Origin of the sequence: Emticicia sp. SJ17W-69, from assembly GCF_051209875.1 — a bacterium.
Lineage (GTDB): Bacteria > Bacteroidota > Bacteroidia > Cytophagales > Spirosomataceae > Emticicia.
On sequence record NZ_JBNTQY010000001.1, the window covers coordinates 2,404,053 to 2,421,293 of the forward strand.

General features: G+C 35.2%; 11 protein-coding genes and 1 riboswitch. All 11 genes read left to right on the forward strand.

The annotated features are described in order from the left end of the window. Positions 1-18 precede the first annotated feature (18 nt). The 11 genes from ACQUQZ_RS09860 (at position 19) to ACQUQZ_RS09910 (ending at position 17,239) form a co-directional block, all read left to right on the forward strand. Complete coding sequence (locus ACQUQZ_RS09860; protein WP_435354723.1) at positions 19-573, forward strand: RBBP9/YdeN family alpha/beta hydrolase; 555 nt, start codon at positions 19-21, stop codon at positions 571-573. 41 nt (positions 574-614) lie between these two features. After that, positions 615-1,025: an RrF2 family transcriptional regulator gene (locus ACQUQZ_RS09865; protein WP_435354724.1), complete on the forward strand. Its 411-nt coding sequence runs from the start codon at positions 615-617 to the stop codon at positions 1,023-1,025. 33 nt (positions 1,026-1,058) lie between these two features. Beyond that, positions 1,059-2,291: a sterol desaturase family protein gene (locus ACQUQZ_RS09870; RefSeq protein WP_435354725.1), complete on the forward strand. Its 1,233-nt coding sequence runs from the start codon at positions 1,059-1,061 to the stop codon at positions 2,289-2,291. A gap of 252 nt (positions 2,292-2,543) precedes the next feature. Then, positions 2,544-2,635: riboswitch (SAM riboswitch) on the forward strand. A gap of 316 nt (positions 2,636-2,951) precedes the next feature. Then, complete coding sequence (locus ACQUQZ_RS09875) at positions 2,952-3,137, forward strand: hypothetical protein (RefSeq protein WP_435354727.1); 186 nt, start codon at positions 2,952-2,954, stop codon at positions 3,135-3,137. Between the two features lie 196 nt (positions 3,138-3,333). After that, positions 3,334-4,515 carry a cysteine desulfurase family protein gene (locus ACQUQZ_RS09880; protein ID WP_435354728.1) on the forward strand — a complete coding sequence of 394 codons (1,182 nt, stop codon included), beginning with the start codon at positions 3,334-3,336 and terminating at the stop codon, positions 4,513-4,515. A 469-nt stretch (positions 4,516-4,984) separates the two neighbouring features. Next, a complete protein-coding gene (locus tag ACQUQZ_RS09885; RefSeq protein ID WP_435354729.1) occupies positions 4,985-6,274 on the forward strand; it encodes an O-acetylhomoserine aminocarboxypropyltransferase/cysteine synthase family protein in 1,290 nt (429 codons plus the stop codon). Between the two features lie 153 nt (positions 6,275-6,427). Continuing rightward, complete coding sequence (locus tag ACQUQZ_RS09890; RefSeq protein ID WP_435354730.1) at positions 6,428-9,469, forward strand: SusC/RagA family TonB-linked outer membrane protein; 3,042 nt, start codon at positions 6,428-6,430, stop codon at positions 9,467-9,469. Positions 9,470-9,510: 41 nt separating this feature from the next. After that, positions 9,511-10,848 (forward strand): RagB/SusD family nutrient uptake outer membrane protein, encoded by a 1,338-nt coding sequence (locus ACQUQZ_RS09895; RefSeq protein WP_435354731.1) that lies wholly within the window; start codon positions 9,511-9,513, stop codon positions 10,846-10,848. Positions 10,849-10,935: 87 nt separating this feature from the next. Beyond that, entirely contained in the window at positions 10,936-12,279 is a 1,344-nt protein-coding gene (locus ACQUQZ_RS09900; protein WP_435354732.1) for a DoxX family protein, read from the forward strand. Between the two features lie 27 nt (positions 12,280-12,306). Next, positions 12,307-13,959, forward strand: coding sequence for a hypothetical protein (locus tag ACQUQZ_RS09905; RefSeq protein WP_435354733.1), 1,653 nt, complete (start codon positions 12,307-12,309; stop codon positions 13,957-13,959). A 91-nt stretch (positions 13,960-14,050) separates the two neighbouring features. Next, complete coding sequence (locus ACQUQZ_RS09910; RefSeq protein WP_435354734.1) at positions 14,051-17,239, forward strand: SusC/RagA family TonB-linked outer membrane protein; 3,189 nt, start codon at positions 14,051-14,053, stop codon at positions 17,237-17,239. Positions 17,240-17,241 lie beyond the last annotated feature (2 nt).

The window sequence follows — 17,241 nt, forward strand, 5'->3', positions numbered from 1 at the left end:
TCTTAAACTTTTGCGTTCATGTTAGATACTCAAATAAAATTTATCAATGTACCAGGATTATTTAATTCTGATGATTGGCATTGGCAAACATTGTGGGAAGAACAAAAACCAACAAGTTTTGTAAGAGTTAAACAAGAAGATTGGGAAAATCCGGAAAGAGAAAAGTGGGTAAATGAATTAAAGCAAACCATTGATTCAATCAAAGACCCGATTGTATTAATAGCACATAGTTTAGGTTGTCTAACTGTTGCTCATTATGCCCAAAAATTTCCTAATGAGTCAAAAATTCTCGGAGCATTGCTGGTTGCTCCACCTGATGTGGAGGTTTTGACAGACAATAAAATTACTTCATTTTCGCCACTTCCTAAAACAAAGTTATCCTTCAAAAGCCTAGTAGTGGGAAGTACAAACGACCATTATTGCCCAATTGAAAAAGCTGAAAAAATGGCAGACTATTGGGGAAGTAAATTTATAAATATAGGCAAAAAAGGCCATATTAATAGTGATTCGGACGTCGGAGCATGGACACAAGGAAAAGGTCTATTAAGAAACTTGATTTTTAGCAAAGATTAATTGGCTAAAATAGCGTATTACACTTCAAAAAACTAAGAGGAATGATTACCAAGAAAGCAAAATATGCCTTAAAAGCACTCAGTGTTTTGGCAAAAAACTATGCAACTAAATCCTCAATTACACTAAGTGAAATTGCTGCCGAAGATAATTTGCCTAAAAAGTTTTTAGAAACAATTATGCACGATTTACGTCGAGCAGGTATTTTGAGCAGCACGCAAGGAAAAAACGGCGGGTATTTTCTAAATTCTCCACCAGATCAAATAGTTATAGCCAAACTGATAAGATTAATAGATGGTCCCATTGCACCAACATTGTGTGTTTCATTACATTTTTATGGAAAATGCGATGATTGTGAGAGTGAAGAAGCGTGCAAAATTAGGCCCTTAATGATGAAAGTACGAGATGCCAATTTAAGTGTTTATGAAAACATGACATTGGCTGATATTCTATAGTATAGTTATTTTCTAACTCAAATCTTCAAGGTTATGAAACTCAATATTATGGCTTTCGCTGTTCCTTTTTTCTTTTTCTTTATTGCTTTAGAATATTATATTTCCAAGAAAAAAGGTAAAAGTTTATACAGTTTCAGTACAACGATTGCAAACCTGAATGTAGGGATTGCTGAGCGTTTGATCGATATGTTTACGGCAGGAGGATTTTACTTCTTTTATGTTTATCTACACGACCATTTTGCTATTTTTGACATAAAACCTTCCATTTTATTATGGATTGCCTTACTGTTGACAACAGATTTAATTTGGTATTGGTATCATCGTTTTGGGCATGAAATTAATCTATTTTGGGGTTTCCATGTGGTACATCATTCGAGTGAAGAGTTTAATTATTCCGCTGCCGCACGTATTACCATTTTTCAGGCGGTTGTCCGAACACTTTTTTGGTCAATTTTACCAATCATTGGTTTTCCTCCGCACATGATTAGTGTTTTATTGATTGTTCATGGGATTTATCCATTTTTCACCCATACTCAGCTTGTAGGTAAATTGGGCATTCTTGAATACATCATCATTACGCCCTCCCACCACCGAGTGCATCATGCCAGTAATGAAATTTATTTAGACAAAAATTATGGTGATATGTTTATCATTTGGGATAAACTTTTTGGTACTTATGCTGAAGAAACTGAACCCGCTGTTTTTGGCTTGACCAAGCAACTCGAAAGTAAAAGTTTCCTTTGGCAACATTTTCATTTTTTGGTTGAAATTGCCTACTCGGTATCAAAAACTAAAGGATTTTGGAATAAAGTAAAAGTAATCTTCGGTTCGCCAAGTAATTTCGACCCTAATGCACGTGCCGTAGTGGAAAGTAAACTTTTGTCTAAACATAAGGTCAAGGTTCAGTCGAATAAGTTTAAAAAATATGTTTTAGTTCAGATGGTTTTTATGCTTGTGACGCTGTTTACCTTTTTGCTTTTTGAACATTATATCAATAATTTTTTCCAGACGATTATTACATTACTTATCATTAGTACGCTCATTAATTGTGGAGCGATCTTGGAACAACGTAGATGGGTATTTTATATCGAATTTGTAAGAATTGTTATCATTTCTTTCCCGTTTATTATCTACTTCCCGCAACCAACCATTATGATTTTATCATTGATTGCATTGATAATTTTAGCAATAGATTATGACATTATTAGCATTGCTAAAAGAACTTATCTGCAATTCATTTACGGAAAAAGAAATTCAATCATATAGAATAGACATTACGTGTTTACGTGATTTTGTTGAACTAATCATTCTGGGTAGATTTGTCATTAATTTACCCAGATTTACTTCAATAAAATTCGTCAATCATTCAAATATATCATTGGCTCTTTGTTCGAAATTTATCAAACCCTTCTCACAACTTAAAAAGTTAACATTTAAAATTTCTAAAAAAAAACAAAAAAAGCTTTGTTCGTAAATTAATATAAAGTAACTTTGTCTATCGAATAAGTAGAGTAATAAGATTTATTAAGAAGAAGAAAGAGATTAGGCTCAATGAACTTCTGGCAACCTGCTAACCACCAGTAAGGTGCCAATTCCTAAACAGATAAGTCAATAATAATTAAACTAAAACATGAAAAATTTCAGCTTCAATAGCCAGACAATGGTGGTATTGTCATACCCTTCTTTTGTTAATGGCACTTTTGCCAATCATCATTTTTGCTCCAACAATAATATGATTCGTTATTGCTGTTGTTGAGTTTACAATCACGATAAATTTATTTAATCTCATTTATAGACAAGCATTTAGTGCTTCATAAACTGCGAACAAGCATTGTTTATGAATGAAACTTGCCTATGATCTATACTTAAAAGGCTATTTTCAGCACAAAATATTATTCACAATTATTATTTAAACTAAAGAAGATCATGAAAAAAGTAGCACATTTCGCATTATTCAGCGTATGGTTTGTTTCGTCATTTGCGATAGGATACGATGACAAAAAAGGTAACAAAACGCTTAAAGTAGATGCTAAAAATTCTAAATTGGTTTGGAAAGGCAAGAAGTTTACTGGTGAATATTGGGGCAATATTGCAATTGTAAATGCATTATAATAAAGATAGTATCAGTAAAGTAACACTTCGTATTTTGTTTTTTATGAGTTAAAGGTTGAATAGTATTAGGTAAGATTGAGCAAAATTGTTTTTTTGACTCAATCTTATCATAATCTTAAGCAATAAGAAGTTTTATTCAAAAATCAGGACATAATTACACTTCATCAATTAACTAAAAGCTTTTTCAAATAATACCATGAATATTTATTTAGATAATGCTGCCACCACGGCAATAGACTCGGAAGTTTTGAACGCTATGATGCCATATCTCTACAGATATTATGGTAATCCATCATCTAATCATAGTTTAGGACGTAAAGTTCATGAAGCCATTGAAACTTCAAGAAAAACCATTGCAGATATTTTAAATGTATTTCCTGAAGAAATATTTTTTACTTCAGGGGCTACCGAAGCCAATAATTGGGCTATTACGAGTTCATTAGATGCTTATAGAATAAAGCATATAATAACGAGTCCGATTGAGCATAAGTCTATTTTAGAAACTTATACCGAGCATTTTTATAAGAATAAAATCAAGCTAAGTTTCGTTAATCTTGATAAAAAAGGAAATGTAAACCTTGGTCATTTAACAAAACTGCTTTCCGAAAATCCACGCTCTTTGGTTAGTTTAATGCACGTCAATAATGAAATAGGAAACATTACCAATTTAGAAGAAGTGAGCGAAATTGCTAAGACATATCGAGCAGTTGTGCATTCGGACACTGTACAAAGCCTTGGGAAAATCCAACTTAATTTAGGTACAAATGGCGTTGATTTTGCGGTTGGTTCGGCACATAAAATTCATGGGCCAAAGGGCATTGGATTTTTATTTGCTCGTAAGCGAACAACTTTGAATACATTATTACACGGAGGAGGACAAGAACGTGGCTATCGTGGTGGTACCGAAAATGTAGCAAGTATTGTTGGTTTTGCCAAAGCTTTGGAAATTGCAGATCAAAACATTGAAAAAAATAAAAAACATCTTGCATTTTTGAAGGAACGTCTGATTGGTAGTCTATTAAAACTTGGATTAGATGATTTTGAATTTAATGGAGAAAGTGATTCATTAACCAATAGTTTACCCAATATTCTGAATGCTCGTTTTCCATCTTTGCCCGATAATAAGTTATTACTCAATATTTTAGATGAGCAAGGTATTCAGGTTTCGAGTGGAAGTGCTTGCTTAAATTTATCAAAAGGCGGATCGCATGTCATTAGTTCTTTATACCCAAAATCGGATGGAGAGAATGTGCGATTTTCTTTTTCAAAATATAATTCATTATTTGAAATTGATACCACAGCTCGTGCGATAGCTCGTGCATTCAGGTCAGAAAAACGAAAAATTGTAGTGAATGAATTGTCTTATGTGCATGCTTGAGAAGTGTTTATATTGATATTTATAAAAGTTTATTATGACTGCCAAAAGAACAATAAATTCTTACAAAGTGGGTAAAAGGCCTGATGCTTTTTAGGCCTTTTTATTACATCAAAAAAAATAAAGTCTTGATTATCAATTAATTATATTATTTTTGTTTTTAATATATTTTATAAATAATTGTACTATATTAATAATATTTAAATAATTTTTTCTTTTTTTAGGAATATGAAATTTAAATAATTTACTTTGTCTATGGATTATATAGATTATAATATTGTTAAAATTATATTATTCAAAACAGTTATTCATCTAACCGAATAAGTAGCATAAATACCAGATATGACGGTTTCCATCGAGTGCTTGAATATTCGGTGGTTGTTTATTTAATGCTTCTTTGGAACTGTCTATCGGTATTAATTCACAAGCATTTTCAACCTTATTAATATCATATAAATAAACAAAAAACAAAATGAGATTCGAAACACTTCAATTGCACGCTGGACAGACGGCCGATCCAACCACTAATTCAAGAGCAGTGCCGATTTACCAAACTACTTCTTATGTTTTCAATAATGCTGAGCATGGTGCAAACCTTTTTGCATTGAAGGAATTTGGGAATATTTATACTCGCATCATGAACCCAACGAGTGATGTTTTTGAGAAACGTATTGCGGCTCTCGAAGGTGGAGTAGCTGCTTTGGCGGTTGGTTCAGGACATGCAGCACAGTTTATTGCTATTAATAATATTACGACGGTTGGTGATAACTTTGTTACGACGCCTTATTTGTATGGAGGTTCGTATAACCAATTCAAAAATTCATTTAAAAATATTGGAGTAGAAGCTCGTTTTTCTATAGATGATAAAGTAGAAAATTTTGAAAGACTGATTGATGAAAAAACTAAATTCATCTATTTGGAATCAATCGGAAATCCAGGTTTTGCAGTGCCTGATTTCGAAGCATTTGCCAAATTAGCAGAAAAATATGATTTACCCATTATTGTTGATAATACTTTTGGGGCGGCAGGAGCAATCGTAAAACCAATTGAACATGGAGCTCATATTGTGGTAGAATCAGCTACTAAATGGATTGGCGGACATGGCACAACAATCGGAGGCGTAATAGTGGATTCAGGAACATTCAATTGGGGAAATGGAAAATACCCTCAGTTTACATCTCCTTCACCAAGTTATCATGGTTTGGTATTAAATGATGTTTTTGGCATCGGAGGACCGTTTGGAAATATCCAATTTATTATTCGGGCAAGAGTAGAAGGCTTGCGAGATTGGGGTCCAGCACAAAGCCCATTCAATTCGTTTTTATTATTGCAAGGACTTGAAACACTTTCTTTGAGAATCGAAAGAACCAATGAAAATGCACTGAGTTTGGCAAAATGGTTGCAAAATCATCCACAGGTGAAAAGTGTTAACTATTTAGGCTTAGAAAGTAGCCCGCATCATCATTTGGCTACGAAATACTTTGAAAGAGGTTATGGTGGTGTATTATCTTTTGAACTAAAAGGCGACAAACAAAGAGCTGAGAAATTTGTTAATAGCTTGCAGCTAATCAGCCATTTAGCTAATGTAGGAGATTCAAAAACTTTGATTATTCATCCTGCTTCAACAACCCATTCTCAGCTTTCAGAAACAGAACAGAAATCTGCAGGGGTAGAACCAACAGCATTGAGAATTTCATTAGGAATTGAACACATTGAGGATATTAAAGCAGATATCGAACAGGCATTTGCAACACTTGATTAAAGCACACAAATAGTAAATATATAAAGCCAAAAATTGCCACTCTTGCTGGAACAAGAGTGGCTGGTCAAAAAAAGGCTCATTGCGGAATGATTCAGGAGATTGCTTAGCAATCGTCCCAGTACCTTATTTTTTAATTTAACCATTGCAAAGTAAATGAAAAAAAGATTACTTGTACAGTTTTTGTTGGCTATTTTATTAATTCCGAATGGAATGATGGCCCAGAGTTCAGATGCTACGATCAACTCCACGCTTTCGGGGAGGGTTTTAGATGAAAAAACCAATGAGCCACTCATTGGAGCTTCGATTCAAATCAAAGGGACTACTCATGGTGTTATTTCAGACGCTGATGGTAAATTTTACTTCAAAACTGGACAAAAATTACCCTACACACTCATCGTCAATTATATTGGCTATGAAGTAAAAGAAGTTTTAGCAACTACCAGTTCGATTGTGGTTTCATTACAATCAAATGCAAAACAATTAGGAGAAATTGTGGTCGTAGGCTACGGTACGCAAGAACGTAAAAATCTAATAGGCTCGATTACAAAGGTCAACCCATTAGAAGTAAGTTCCATTCCAGTCGGTAGTATTGATGCTCAATTACAAGGAAAAGTTTCAGGTGTTCAGATTTCTTCACCTACAGGTGTTCCTGGTGAAAGTGTTAATGTAAGAGTACGTGGAGCCACTTCAATCAATGCTGATAATGATCCTCTTTATGTAGTCGATGGCGTATTTATCAATAGTAATAGTTTACAAACGATTGGTACAGGTGGTAAAGCCACATCACCTATTGCTGACCTTAACCCAACAGATATTCAAAGTATTGAGGTATTGAAAGATGCAGAGGCTACAGCATTGTATGGTTCAAGAGGTGCAAATGGCGTAATTTTAATTACTACCAAAAGAGGAAATTTTGAACAAGCTCCAAAAGTAAACTTCAATGTAAGTTATGGTCAAGCGAAAGCAATCAAGCTTTGGGAATTGACTACTGGCCATGAACATGCTCAACTCGTCAACGAATGGTGGATCAACACAGGAAAGGATACGCCATCTCTTAACAGAACTTTCGCTAATCGCCCATTCAGACCTGTATCGGAAGGCGGACGAGGTTTGCCTGAAGAACAAAAAACTTATGACCGCTTGAGCGAGGCATTCCGTACTGCAGCACTTCAAAGTTATGATATTTCATTGGTTGGTGGAACAAAAACAACCAAGTATTATATAGGTGGAGGTTTCAACTCACAAGAAGCAATTTTGAAACCTATTACGTTTGATAGAGCAAGTTTTAAAGTCAATCTTGACCAAAAAATCAATGATAGAGTACAAATTGGTGTAAGCAACTCATTTAGTAGAACGTATCGAAATCAGGCTCGTGCTGGTGATGGTCCGCAAGGCGGACTTTTGCAAGCAGCTTTGCACACACCGACTTATCTTTCACCTACCGAAAATGGTGTTTTGGTGGGTCGTGCTGGATTTGATAACCTTACTTTATTACTTGATAATTATGATGTAAATTCTACGAGTTTACGTTATATAGGTAATTTATATGCCGAAGCAGAGTTATTACCAAACTTAAAGTTACGCTCAAGCTGGGGTGCTGATTATAATAACTATAATGAATCAGAGTATTGGAATACATTCTTACTCTTAGGAGCTCAAGGCGGACTTGCCACATCTTCAATTAGCCAATTTACTTCATTGCTTAATGAACAAACCCTTTCGTATCGTCAAAAATTTGGGAATAAACATTCGTTTGGTGTAGTGGTAGGAAATACACTTCAAAGTGATGTTTTGACCAGAACTTATGCCGAAGGACGTGGTTTTGCCAATAATTCATTCAAAATTATATCATCGGCAGCTACTACAACCAGTACACAAAGTTGGAGTAAAAGCAATTTGGCCTCTTTCTTTGCTAAAGCTGATTATGGATTTGATGGTAAATATCTATTTAATTTCAGTGTAAGAGCTGATGGATCGTCAAGATTTGGAACTGACCGAAAATGGGGATATTTCCCAGCGGTGGGTGCAGCTTGGAGAATCAAGCAAGAAACCTTCTTGAAAGATGTAACATTCTTGAATGATTTGAAATTACGTACAAGTTATGGTATTGTTGGAAATCAAAATGGTATCGGAAACTTCGCTGCCCAAGGTCTTTGGACTGGCGGAGCTCCTTATCAAGGAAGTCCAGGTATTGCTCCTCAACAATTGGCAAATCCAGATTTGAAATGGGAGCGTACCAATCAATTTAATATTGGTTTAGATGCATCTTTGTTTAATAGTAGAGTTTCATTCGAGATTAACTATTATACAAAATATACACGTGATGGTTTGTTGCAATTGGCTCTACCAAGCACTACGGGATTTGCTAATTATTGGAGTAATGCTGCCGAAATCAGCAATAAAGGTTTTGAGTTGAATATTAATACTGTTAACTACCAAAGAGCTGGTTTAAAATGGACAACAAGCTTTAACATTGCTCAAAACATCAATAAAATTGAAAAACTTGAAAATCCGCTTCGTTATGGTAGCCGTGATTTAATTCTTCAGCAACAAGGTACGCCTTTATATTCGTTTTGGGTCTATAAACAACTTTCAGTCAATCCAGAAACAGGAAATGTGGTTTATGAAGATGTGAATAAAGATGGACAAATTACAGTTGCTGACCGACAAATTGTAGGTAGTATTTGGCCCAAATTCTTTGGTGGATTGACAAATAATGTGAACTATAAAGGGTTTGAACTTTCAGCATTTTTTGCTTTCCAATATGGTAATAAAGTTTATAATCATAATAAATTCTTTGGTGAAGGCGGAGGGGCAAGAGATGCCGCACGTGTAATATTAGCAAGCAATAATGTAAGATGGCAAAAGCCAGGAGACATTACTGATGTACCAAGACCTGATGGTGTAAATGTAAATAACTACCGTGATGGCGGTAGCCGTTGGTTGGAAGATGGCTCGTTCTTACGCCTTCGTAGTTTAAATTTAGCTTATAATTTCCCTAAGTCAATCGCCAATAAATTAAAAGCCGATGCTTTGAAAGTATATGTAAATGGTACTAACCTATTTTTATTGACTAAATATACAGGACTTGACCCTGAATCAAGTGCAAGTAGCGATCAAAATGCCCAAGGTATTGACTTAGGAACACCTCCACAACCACGTAGTTTTCAAGCAGGTTTAAGTTTGACATTCTAATTTAAGGTCAATTTTTTGAAACAAATTAAATTAATAGAATAATGAGAGCATTAAAATATATATTATCTATAGGATTACTTACATCAAGTGTTTCTTGTAATAAATTTTTAGATGTAAAGCCTTTAGAATCAATTTCTGATACACAAACAATTTTTGATAAAAGCTCAGCCGAAACTGCCCTCAGAGGAGTGTATTCCGCATTGAGTAATGGTAGTTATTACGGAACGACCTTTCAATCAATTGGTTATTTGACTGGAGATAATATTCAATGGACAGGTTCACAATCACAAGTACAAGAATTTATCAACAAAAAAGTAAATGCTGATAATTCTACAATTGGAGGTGCTTGGACAGCCATTTATCGCACAATTAATCGAGCCAATAATGTCATAGCAAAAGTTCCAACTGTAACTGACCCGCTTTTGACCGATGCCTTAAAAAATCAATATGTTGGCGAAGCATATTTCATTAGAGCTTTGGCATATTTTGATTTAGCTCGTACTTGGGGCGGTGTGCCTTTGATTACAAAACCAACGGCAAATCCAACTGAAAACAGTGGAATAAGTAGAAGTTCACAAGCGGAGACTTACACTTTGGTTTTGAAAGACCTTGAAACTGCCGAACCATTGCTTCCTGCAACAACTGACCGATACCGTGCAACTCGCAAAACGGTTTGGGCTTTAAGAGCTCGTTTACATTTATATCTAAAAGAATGGGCAAAAGCTGAAGAATATGCTTCAAAATTAATCTCAGACACCAATTATAAGCTTTTAAAACCTTATAATTCCTTTTTTGCCAATGATGCCAGAGGTACGCAAGAATCAGTTTTTGAGATTTTTTATAGTTCGAACGAAACAAATACACATCGTGGTCAATGGCAACCACAAACCAATGGCGGTACTCGTCAATGGGCTCCAAATGATGCAATCGTTGCTCTTTTGAATGACCCCAAAATTGGCGGAGGACGTAGTACGCTCGTTGCAAAAGACAATCAGAACCGTTGGTATGGGAATTTATATTACCGCACCCCAGCAACTGACCCAACTTATGTTTTCCGTATAGCTGAAATCTACTTGATTCGTGCAGAGGCACGTGCCAATCTTGATAAAATTTCAGATGGTCTTGCCGATTTGAATGCCGTCCGTGATCGTGCGGGAATTGCAGCAGCAAATGCAACAGCTAAAGACGAACTTTTATTGGCTGTCGAAAATGAAAGACGAGTAGAGTTTGCTTTAGAACCTCACCGTTGGTTTGATGTGGTTCGTACTGGACGAGCTGCACAAGTTTTCAATGTAACCGATGCTAATCGTCTTTTATTGCCTATTCCTGTAACTGAATTGCTGATTGACAAGGCTTTGGTGCAGAATCCTGGCTATTAAGAAAATAAATATTAGCCTTATGAAGCGTTTCTTCATAGGGCTGATTAAAAATTAGGTTTTACAAACACTTACCTAAATACAATCACTATGTCTAAAATTCTTGAACTCAACTCGCAAAATGAATGGAGTAATACAGAAAAAACTATTTTTAAGTTTTTTGGAATTTACTTCTTTTTACAGGTGCTACCTTTAGATCTAAGGTTCTTTAAACACCTGTTTTCAACCAATTGGTTTCAAATTCAATACCGAGATATTTTTTATTTAGCACGATATTCTCCAACATTTACTGGAGATGATAGCTTTTTTAATTGGCTGATTATCATATTATTAGCAGCCATCGGTACATTTCTTTGGGATAAAACTTACACCAAAAAAATCAACTACGACAAACTTTATTATTGGTTGAGAGTTTTAGTTCGGTATCGTTTAGCCATTGGCGTGATTGCCTATGGTTTCTTAAAATACTTCCCGATTCAAGCACCATTTCCATCTATTAGTAATCTAAATACCAATTATGGTGACTTTACAGCATGGAAATTATTTTCACTCGGTTTAGGTGTTGTGCCAAATTATCAATCATTTTTAGGTTTGGTTGAAATTGTGGCTGGTTTACTTTTATTAAACCGTAAAACTACCACCATTTCTACCTTAATTATTTTACCATTTGCTGGTAATGTCGCAATCTCAAATATAGCTTACGAAGGGGGCGAATACGTTTACGCATTTTATCTTGTTGCTCTTGCTCTCTATCTCTTTGCTTTTGATGCCATCCGTTTATTTAATTTACTTTCTCTTGAAAGACCAACTGTTCCTAACCGCTTTCAACCAGATTTTGATGGTAAATGGAAGCAATACAGACTTGTTTTAAAAACTGTATTTATATTATTTTTTGTGGTTTTGTATGGGTCAAAAACTTATGCAGGATACAAACATCATGGATACCATTTTCCTAAAGAAAAAGGTATTGAAAATACAAGTGGATTGTATAATGTAAGTGAGTTTAGATGGAATAATCAAACGCTTCCTTATTCAAAAACCGACTCAATTCGGTGGCAAAATGTGGTTTTTGAAAAATGGAATACATTGAGTATCAAGTTAAATAAGCCAGTAATTATCGAACATTTAAAAAGCGAAGAGATATATCAGGCAGATTCAAATCGCATTTATGAATTTGCGGGCTCACAAGGACGCCATTATTATGGCTATGATTTTGATTCAACGGAATCAATACTTTTACTCAAAAATCGCAATAAAAATCATGTTTCTGATCAATTTAAACTTTCGTTTAAACGCCTAAATGATTCGACGATCGTATTGTCAGGTTTGAGTGCTGGTAAAGATTCCATCTATGCTGTATTGAATAAAATCAACAAAAAATATTTGACCATTGAAGCGAAAAAATCAGGTCGAAGAAATGCTTTGAAATTATAATTCTTACCAATTCAAAAATCTAAAATTATGTCTGATTTACATTTAAATATAGTTCGTGAAGATTTGGGTAAAGAATTACCTGAAAATAATTCTCATTCCAAAAATTCTGGCGAAGCCAAATCCTGGAAAGAATGGCAGAAAATAGCTTTTCGCATTGCATTTGTATTCTTTATTGCCATGACTTTGCCCAATAATCTGGATTGGTATAAAGATATTTTTACCTTCGATTGGCTGCATTTACACTACCGTGATGTCTATGATATTGCTCGTTTTGGTTCAGGACTAAACTTTTTTGGAAATAAAATTTTCGGTTCTACACTTCAAGGTTATGCGGTTTGGGTAATCACTTTGATTTTTGCTGTTGTTATTGGACTTATCTGGACAGCGATTGCCAAATTCAGAAAAAAAGAACGTAGCGAATATAACTTATTATATTATTGGCTAAATGTGGTTGTTCGCTACCGTGCAGGTATCGGAATCATCGGTTTTGGTTTTACAAAATTGACACCAACGCAATTACCTTATCCATCGTGGGGGGTCTTAAATACCGATTTTGGTGATTTGACTTTGCAAAAAATCTACTGGTTATCAATCGGTATTGTGCCATGGTACGAGGTTTTTACAGGTATTGTTGAAGTAGCTGCGGGAGCTTTGTTGTTTTTCAGAGCAACAACATTCTGGGGGGCAGTTTTGCTTTTCGGTGCATTAGCTGATATTGTATATGTAAACTTTGCTTACGATGGAGGTGTACATGTATATAGCTCATATTTTGTATTGTTTTCAGCCTTTTTATTGGTGGGCTATATTCCGAGAATTTACAATTTATTGATTCTTGAAAAATACACTGTGCCTTTTGTTTTTTACCCAACCTTCACCAAAGCATGGGAAAGAATTACTCGCATCACACTCAAAACTGCTACAATTATCTTGTTTTTGCCAGTATTTACTTATTTGGCAATCGTAAATTTCTTGTACGATCCATATAAGCAACCTGCTATAAAAGGTATCAAAGTATTACGTGGAAATTATCATGTAACAGAATTTAAACTTAATAATCAAGTGATTCCATATTCTCCATTGGACACCACGAGATGGCAACAAGCTACTTTTGAAAAATGGACAACTTTGACTTTTAAAACCAATAAACCAGTCGAGCTTGACTTATCGAATGGCGGAGGGGCTCCCATGAGAGACATCAATCGAACTTTTGAGTTGACTGGTGTAGCAGGTGGCCAACGAGTATTTTATTACGAGGCTGATACGGTACATAATGTATTGTATTTACAAGATAAAAACCGTGGGAATCGCCAAGAAGGCCGAGAATTCCAAGGAAATAGAGCAGACTTTGGTGGAGATAATAGCACCAATGCCAAGAAAAAAGGTGAAAAATCAAAAATAGATAATTGGATTCCAAAAGAAGCCTTGGCAATTATTGGCCCTGAAGACCCAAAAATTGACCCAATTGCTCGTTCAGCTCGCCGAACAAAAGGTATTGAGGCAGAAAATCGTCCAACAAAACGCAATCGAATGATTTTGAAATACACTGTTTTGAATGGGGGAGAAAGAGTAATACTATCAGGTATCAACGAAAAGAAAGATTCAATCCATGTTGTTCTTGACCGATATAATAAAAAATATGCCCTAACGAGAAGCACTCTCGAAGCAGGTAAATATGAGTAAAAATTTTGCCGTTTGTCGTATTATCATGTTGCTGTAACGTTACTATTTCCACCAATTTTTTAATAATTTTTAATAATCAAACCAAAGATTTATGAAAGTCAACAATCTACAAAGACTAATTTTAGTTTTTTTTCTGACAGGATTTAGCAGTTTTTTGTACGCCCAAACAAGGGTAATTTCGGGAAATATTAAAGACAAAGATTCTGGCGAAACCTTGCCAGGTGTTTCAGTTCTAGTAAAAGGAACTACCAATGGTGTAGTTTCAGATTTATCAGGTAATTTTAAAATTTCTGCACCCGATGAGTCAGTGCTTGTTTTTTCATATATAGGATATTCAGTTATTGAAAAAAAATTAAGCAATCAATCTATTTATTCTATAGAATTAGTGTCAGAAAGTAGATTGCTAAGTGAAGTAAGAGTTGTTGGTTATGGCACACAAACCAAAGCTGAATTTACAGGTTCGGCAGTGAGAGTAGGTGGAGATATTATTAAAGAACAACCAGTCCAAAGTTTCGACCAAGCTTTGTCTGGACGAGCTGCTGGAGTTAGCATTGCTCAACCCAATGGCGTATTAAACAACCCTCCAGTGATTCGTATTCGTGGTGTAAATTCCATTTCACTAAGTTCGTATCCACTCGTAGTTGTTGATGGTATTCCAATCAATACAGGTAATATTTCAACCAGTACCGCTGTACCCAATAACCCTTTGGGTGATATTAACCCTGCCGATATTGAATCAATTGATGTGTTGAAAGATGCCGCATCCACAGCTATTTATGGCTCAAGAGCAGCGGGCGGTGTTTTATTGGTTACTACTAAACGTGGAAAAACGGGTAAGCCAAAAATTACTTATGAAACCTATGCTGGTGTTTCAAATATCACACGCTTACCTGAATTACTTAATGCCGAACAATTTATTGCCATTAAAAATGAAGCTGTTTTGAATGCAAAAATCTTAGGAGGAAATGCCAATAATGATAAAGTTGCTTCGGCGATTTTTTTTCCAAATTATGATGCGAATAATAATCCAGTAGATACTCGTTGGTATGATTATATTTATCAACAAGGTGTTTCACAAAATCATAATTTAAGTATTTCGGGTGGAACAGCTTCGACAAACTATTATTTTTCAGCCAATTATACAAAGCAGACTGGCTTTTTGGTTGGCAATGAATTTAAAAGAAAATCGGTTCGCTTCAATATTGACCAAGAATTGACTTCATGGCTGAAGTTTAAAGGTGGAGTATCTTATAATACAAGTAATAATGAATCTCCTTATGCGGGTTCGTTGCCAAACTCAAACTTTTTCTTAGTAGGTGTGGCACGTTTGGCAATTTCCCTGCCTCCAAATGTTACAGCTTTCAATCCTGATGGCTCATATAATGTAAATCCTGCAAGTCCGAATACGATTGGTGTTGGAAATAATCAATTTGTAAGTAACTGGGGTAATCCTGTGGCATTATTGCGAGAAAACAGATATACATCAGACAATGATAGAATCATCGGAAACTTTTCATTGGTTGCTGAATTGCTAAAAAATCTAAATTTTACCACAACTTATTCAGTCGATAGATTAAAAACTGATAATGTGAGTTTTGATAGTGCGATTCAAGGAAATGGCTTTTCGAGCAGAGGTAATGCAACCAATACTTCAGGTTTAAGAGATAATTGGAACTGGACAAATACATTAGCCTATAACAGAGTATTGGGCAAAAATCATTCTGTGGCGGCTTTAATTGGTTATGATTTTCAAAAATTTTATACAAATTCTTGGGGTGCTTCACGTACACAAACTTCAGACCCATTCTTTGCCAATTATCAAGGAAACTGGGGAGCAATTTCTGCTGCCAACAATGATATTGCTGAAAGAGCATTTTTGTCTTCATTTGCTCGTTTGAACTATGATTTTGGCAAAAAATACTTCTTAACAATCAATTTAAGACGTGATGGGAACTCGGCTTTAGGGTCAGGCAAAAAGTTTGGTAATTTCGGCGGAATTTCAGGAGGATGGCAGCTTTCTGATGAAAATTTCTATAAATCTTCTTCGCTTGCAAGAATCATTAACAACGTAAAACTCCGTGCAAGTTGGGGTAGAGTTGGCAATGGGAATTTGAGTAATGAATATAGTTCATTGGAGCTTTACAGTGGTTCATTATATGGGAATGCCTCAACTTGGGCAATCTCACAAGCTGGAAATCCAAATTTAGGTTGGGAAACCAGCAAGCAAACCAATATTGGTGCGGAATTAGGGTTCTTAAATGACCGAATTCAATTAGAAGCTACTTATTTTAATAATGATGTAGATGGTTTGATTCTATCGGCTCCACAAGCAGTTTCAAAAGGTATTCCAGGAAATGCTATTCTTGGAAACGTAGGTTCGATGTATAATCGTGGTATTGAATTAGGTCTTAATGCAACAATCATTCGCAAAGGCGATTTCTCATGGTCAACTTCTTTGAATTTTACCAAAATAGCCAATAAAGTAACGGCATTGGCAGATGGAAATACTGATATTGTTGGTACAACACACGTTTCTTATGAAACAACCAATATTACTCGTGTGGGTTATTCGGTTGGTAGTTTGTATGGAGCTAAAACGGACGGGGTAAATCCTGCTAATGGTCAAAGAATTTTCATCAATGCTAAAGGAGAAAAAGTGCAATTTAGTCAAGTTGTAGCTCCAGGTCAAAGCCAATGGACTTATCTTGATGGAACAAAGGCTCCAGCTATTACAGGAGCAGATTATTACTTAATAGGTAATGCTTTACCAACTTTTTATGGTGGTTTTGCCAATAATTTCAAATACAAAAATTTCGATTTAAGTTTCAATATTTCTTATGCTGGTGGCAACTATATTCAAAATGGGACAAGAGCTACATTACTTGACCAAAGAGCTTATAATAACTCTACTGAAATCTTGAAACGTTGGCAAAAACCAGGAGACATCACCGATATTCCAAGATTGGTTTATAACGACCAAACTTCAAGTGGTTCGTCATTTCCAGTATCAACTAATGCCGAAAAAGCAGATTTTATTCGCCTTCAAAATGCTTCAATTGGTTATCGTTTACCAACTACTTTACTTGGTAAAGTCACCAAATCAGGTATTAATTCGGTTCGTATTTATGCTCAAGGCTCAAATCTATTCTTGCTTACTAAATATACTGGAACAGACCCAGAATCTTCAGTGAATGGAAATTCAAATACAACACCAGGCGTAGAGAAAAACTCGGTTGGACAAGCCAAAACATTTACTATAGGACTAAACCTCAGTTTCTAAAT

Bases quoted from the DNA above. Each gene is read 5' to 3' on its own strand.
- ACQUQZ_RS09875 (WP_435354727.1), top strand. From the start codon at position 2,952: ATGAAAAAAGTAGCACATTTCGCATTATTCAGCGTATGGTTTGTTTCG.
- ACQUQZ_RS09870 (WP_435354725.1), top strand. From the start codon at position 1,059: ATGAAACTCAATATTATGGCTTTCGCTGTTCCTTTTTTCTTTTTCTTT.
- ACQUQZ_RS09880 (WP_435354728.1), top strand. From the start codon at position 3,334: ATGAATATTTATTTAGATAATGCTGCCACCACGGCAATAGACTCGGAA.
- ACQUQZ_RS09885 (WP_435354729.1), top strand. From the start codon at position 4,985: ATGAGATTCGAAACACTTCAATTGCACGCTGGACAGACGGCCGATCCA.
- ACQUQZ_RS09860 (WP_435354723.1), top strand. From the start codon at position 19: ATGTTAGATACTCAAATAAAATTTATCAATGTACCAGGATTATTTAAT.
- ACQUQZ_RS09910 (WP_435354734.1), top strand. From the start codon at position 14,051: ATGAAAGTCAACAATCTACAAAGACTAATTTTAGTTTTTTTTCTGACA.
- ACQUQZ_RS09905 (WP_435354733.1), top strand. From the start codon at position 12,307: ATGTCTGATTTACATTTAAATATAGTTCGTGAAGATTTGGGTAAAGAA.
- ACQUQZ_RS09890 (WP_435354730.1), top strand. From the start codon at position 6,428: ATGAAAAAAAGATTACTTGTACAGTTTTTGTTGGCTATTTTATTAATT.
- ACQUQZ_RS09865 (WP_435354724.1), top strand. From the start codon at position 615: ATGATTACCAAGAAAGCAAAATATGCCTTAAAAGCACTCAGTGTTTTG.
- ACQUQZ_RS09895 (WP_435354731.1), top strand. From the start codon at position 9,511: ATGAGAGCATTAAAATATATATTATCTATAGGATTACTTACATCAAGT.
- ACQUQZ_RS09900 (WP_435354732.1), top strand. From the start codon at position 10,936: ATGTCTAAAATTCTTGAACTCAACTCGCAAAATGAATGGAGTAATACA.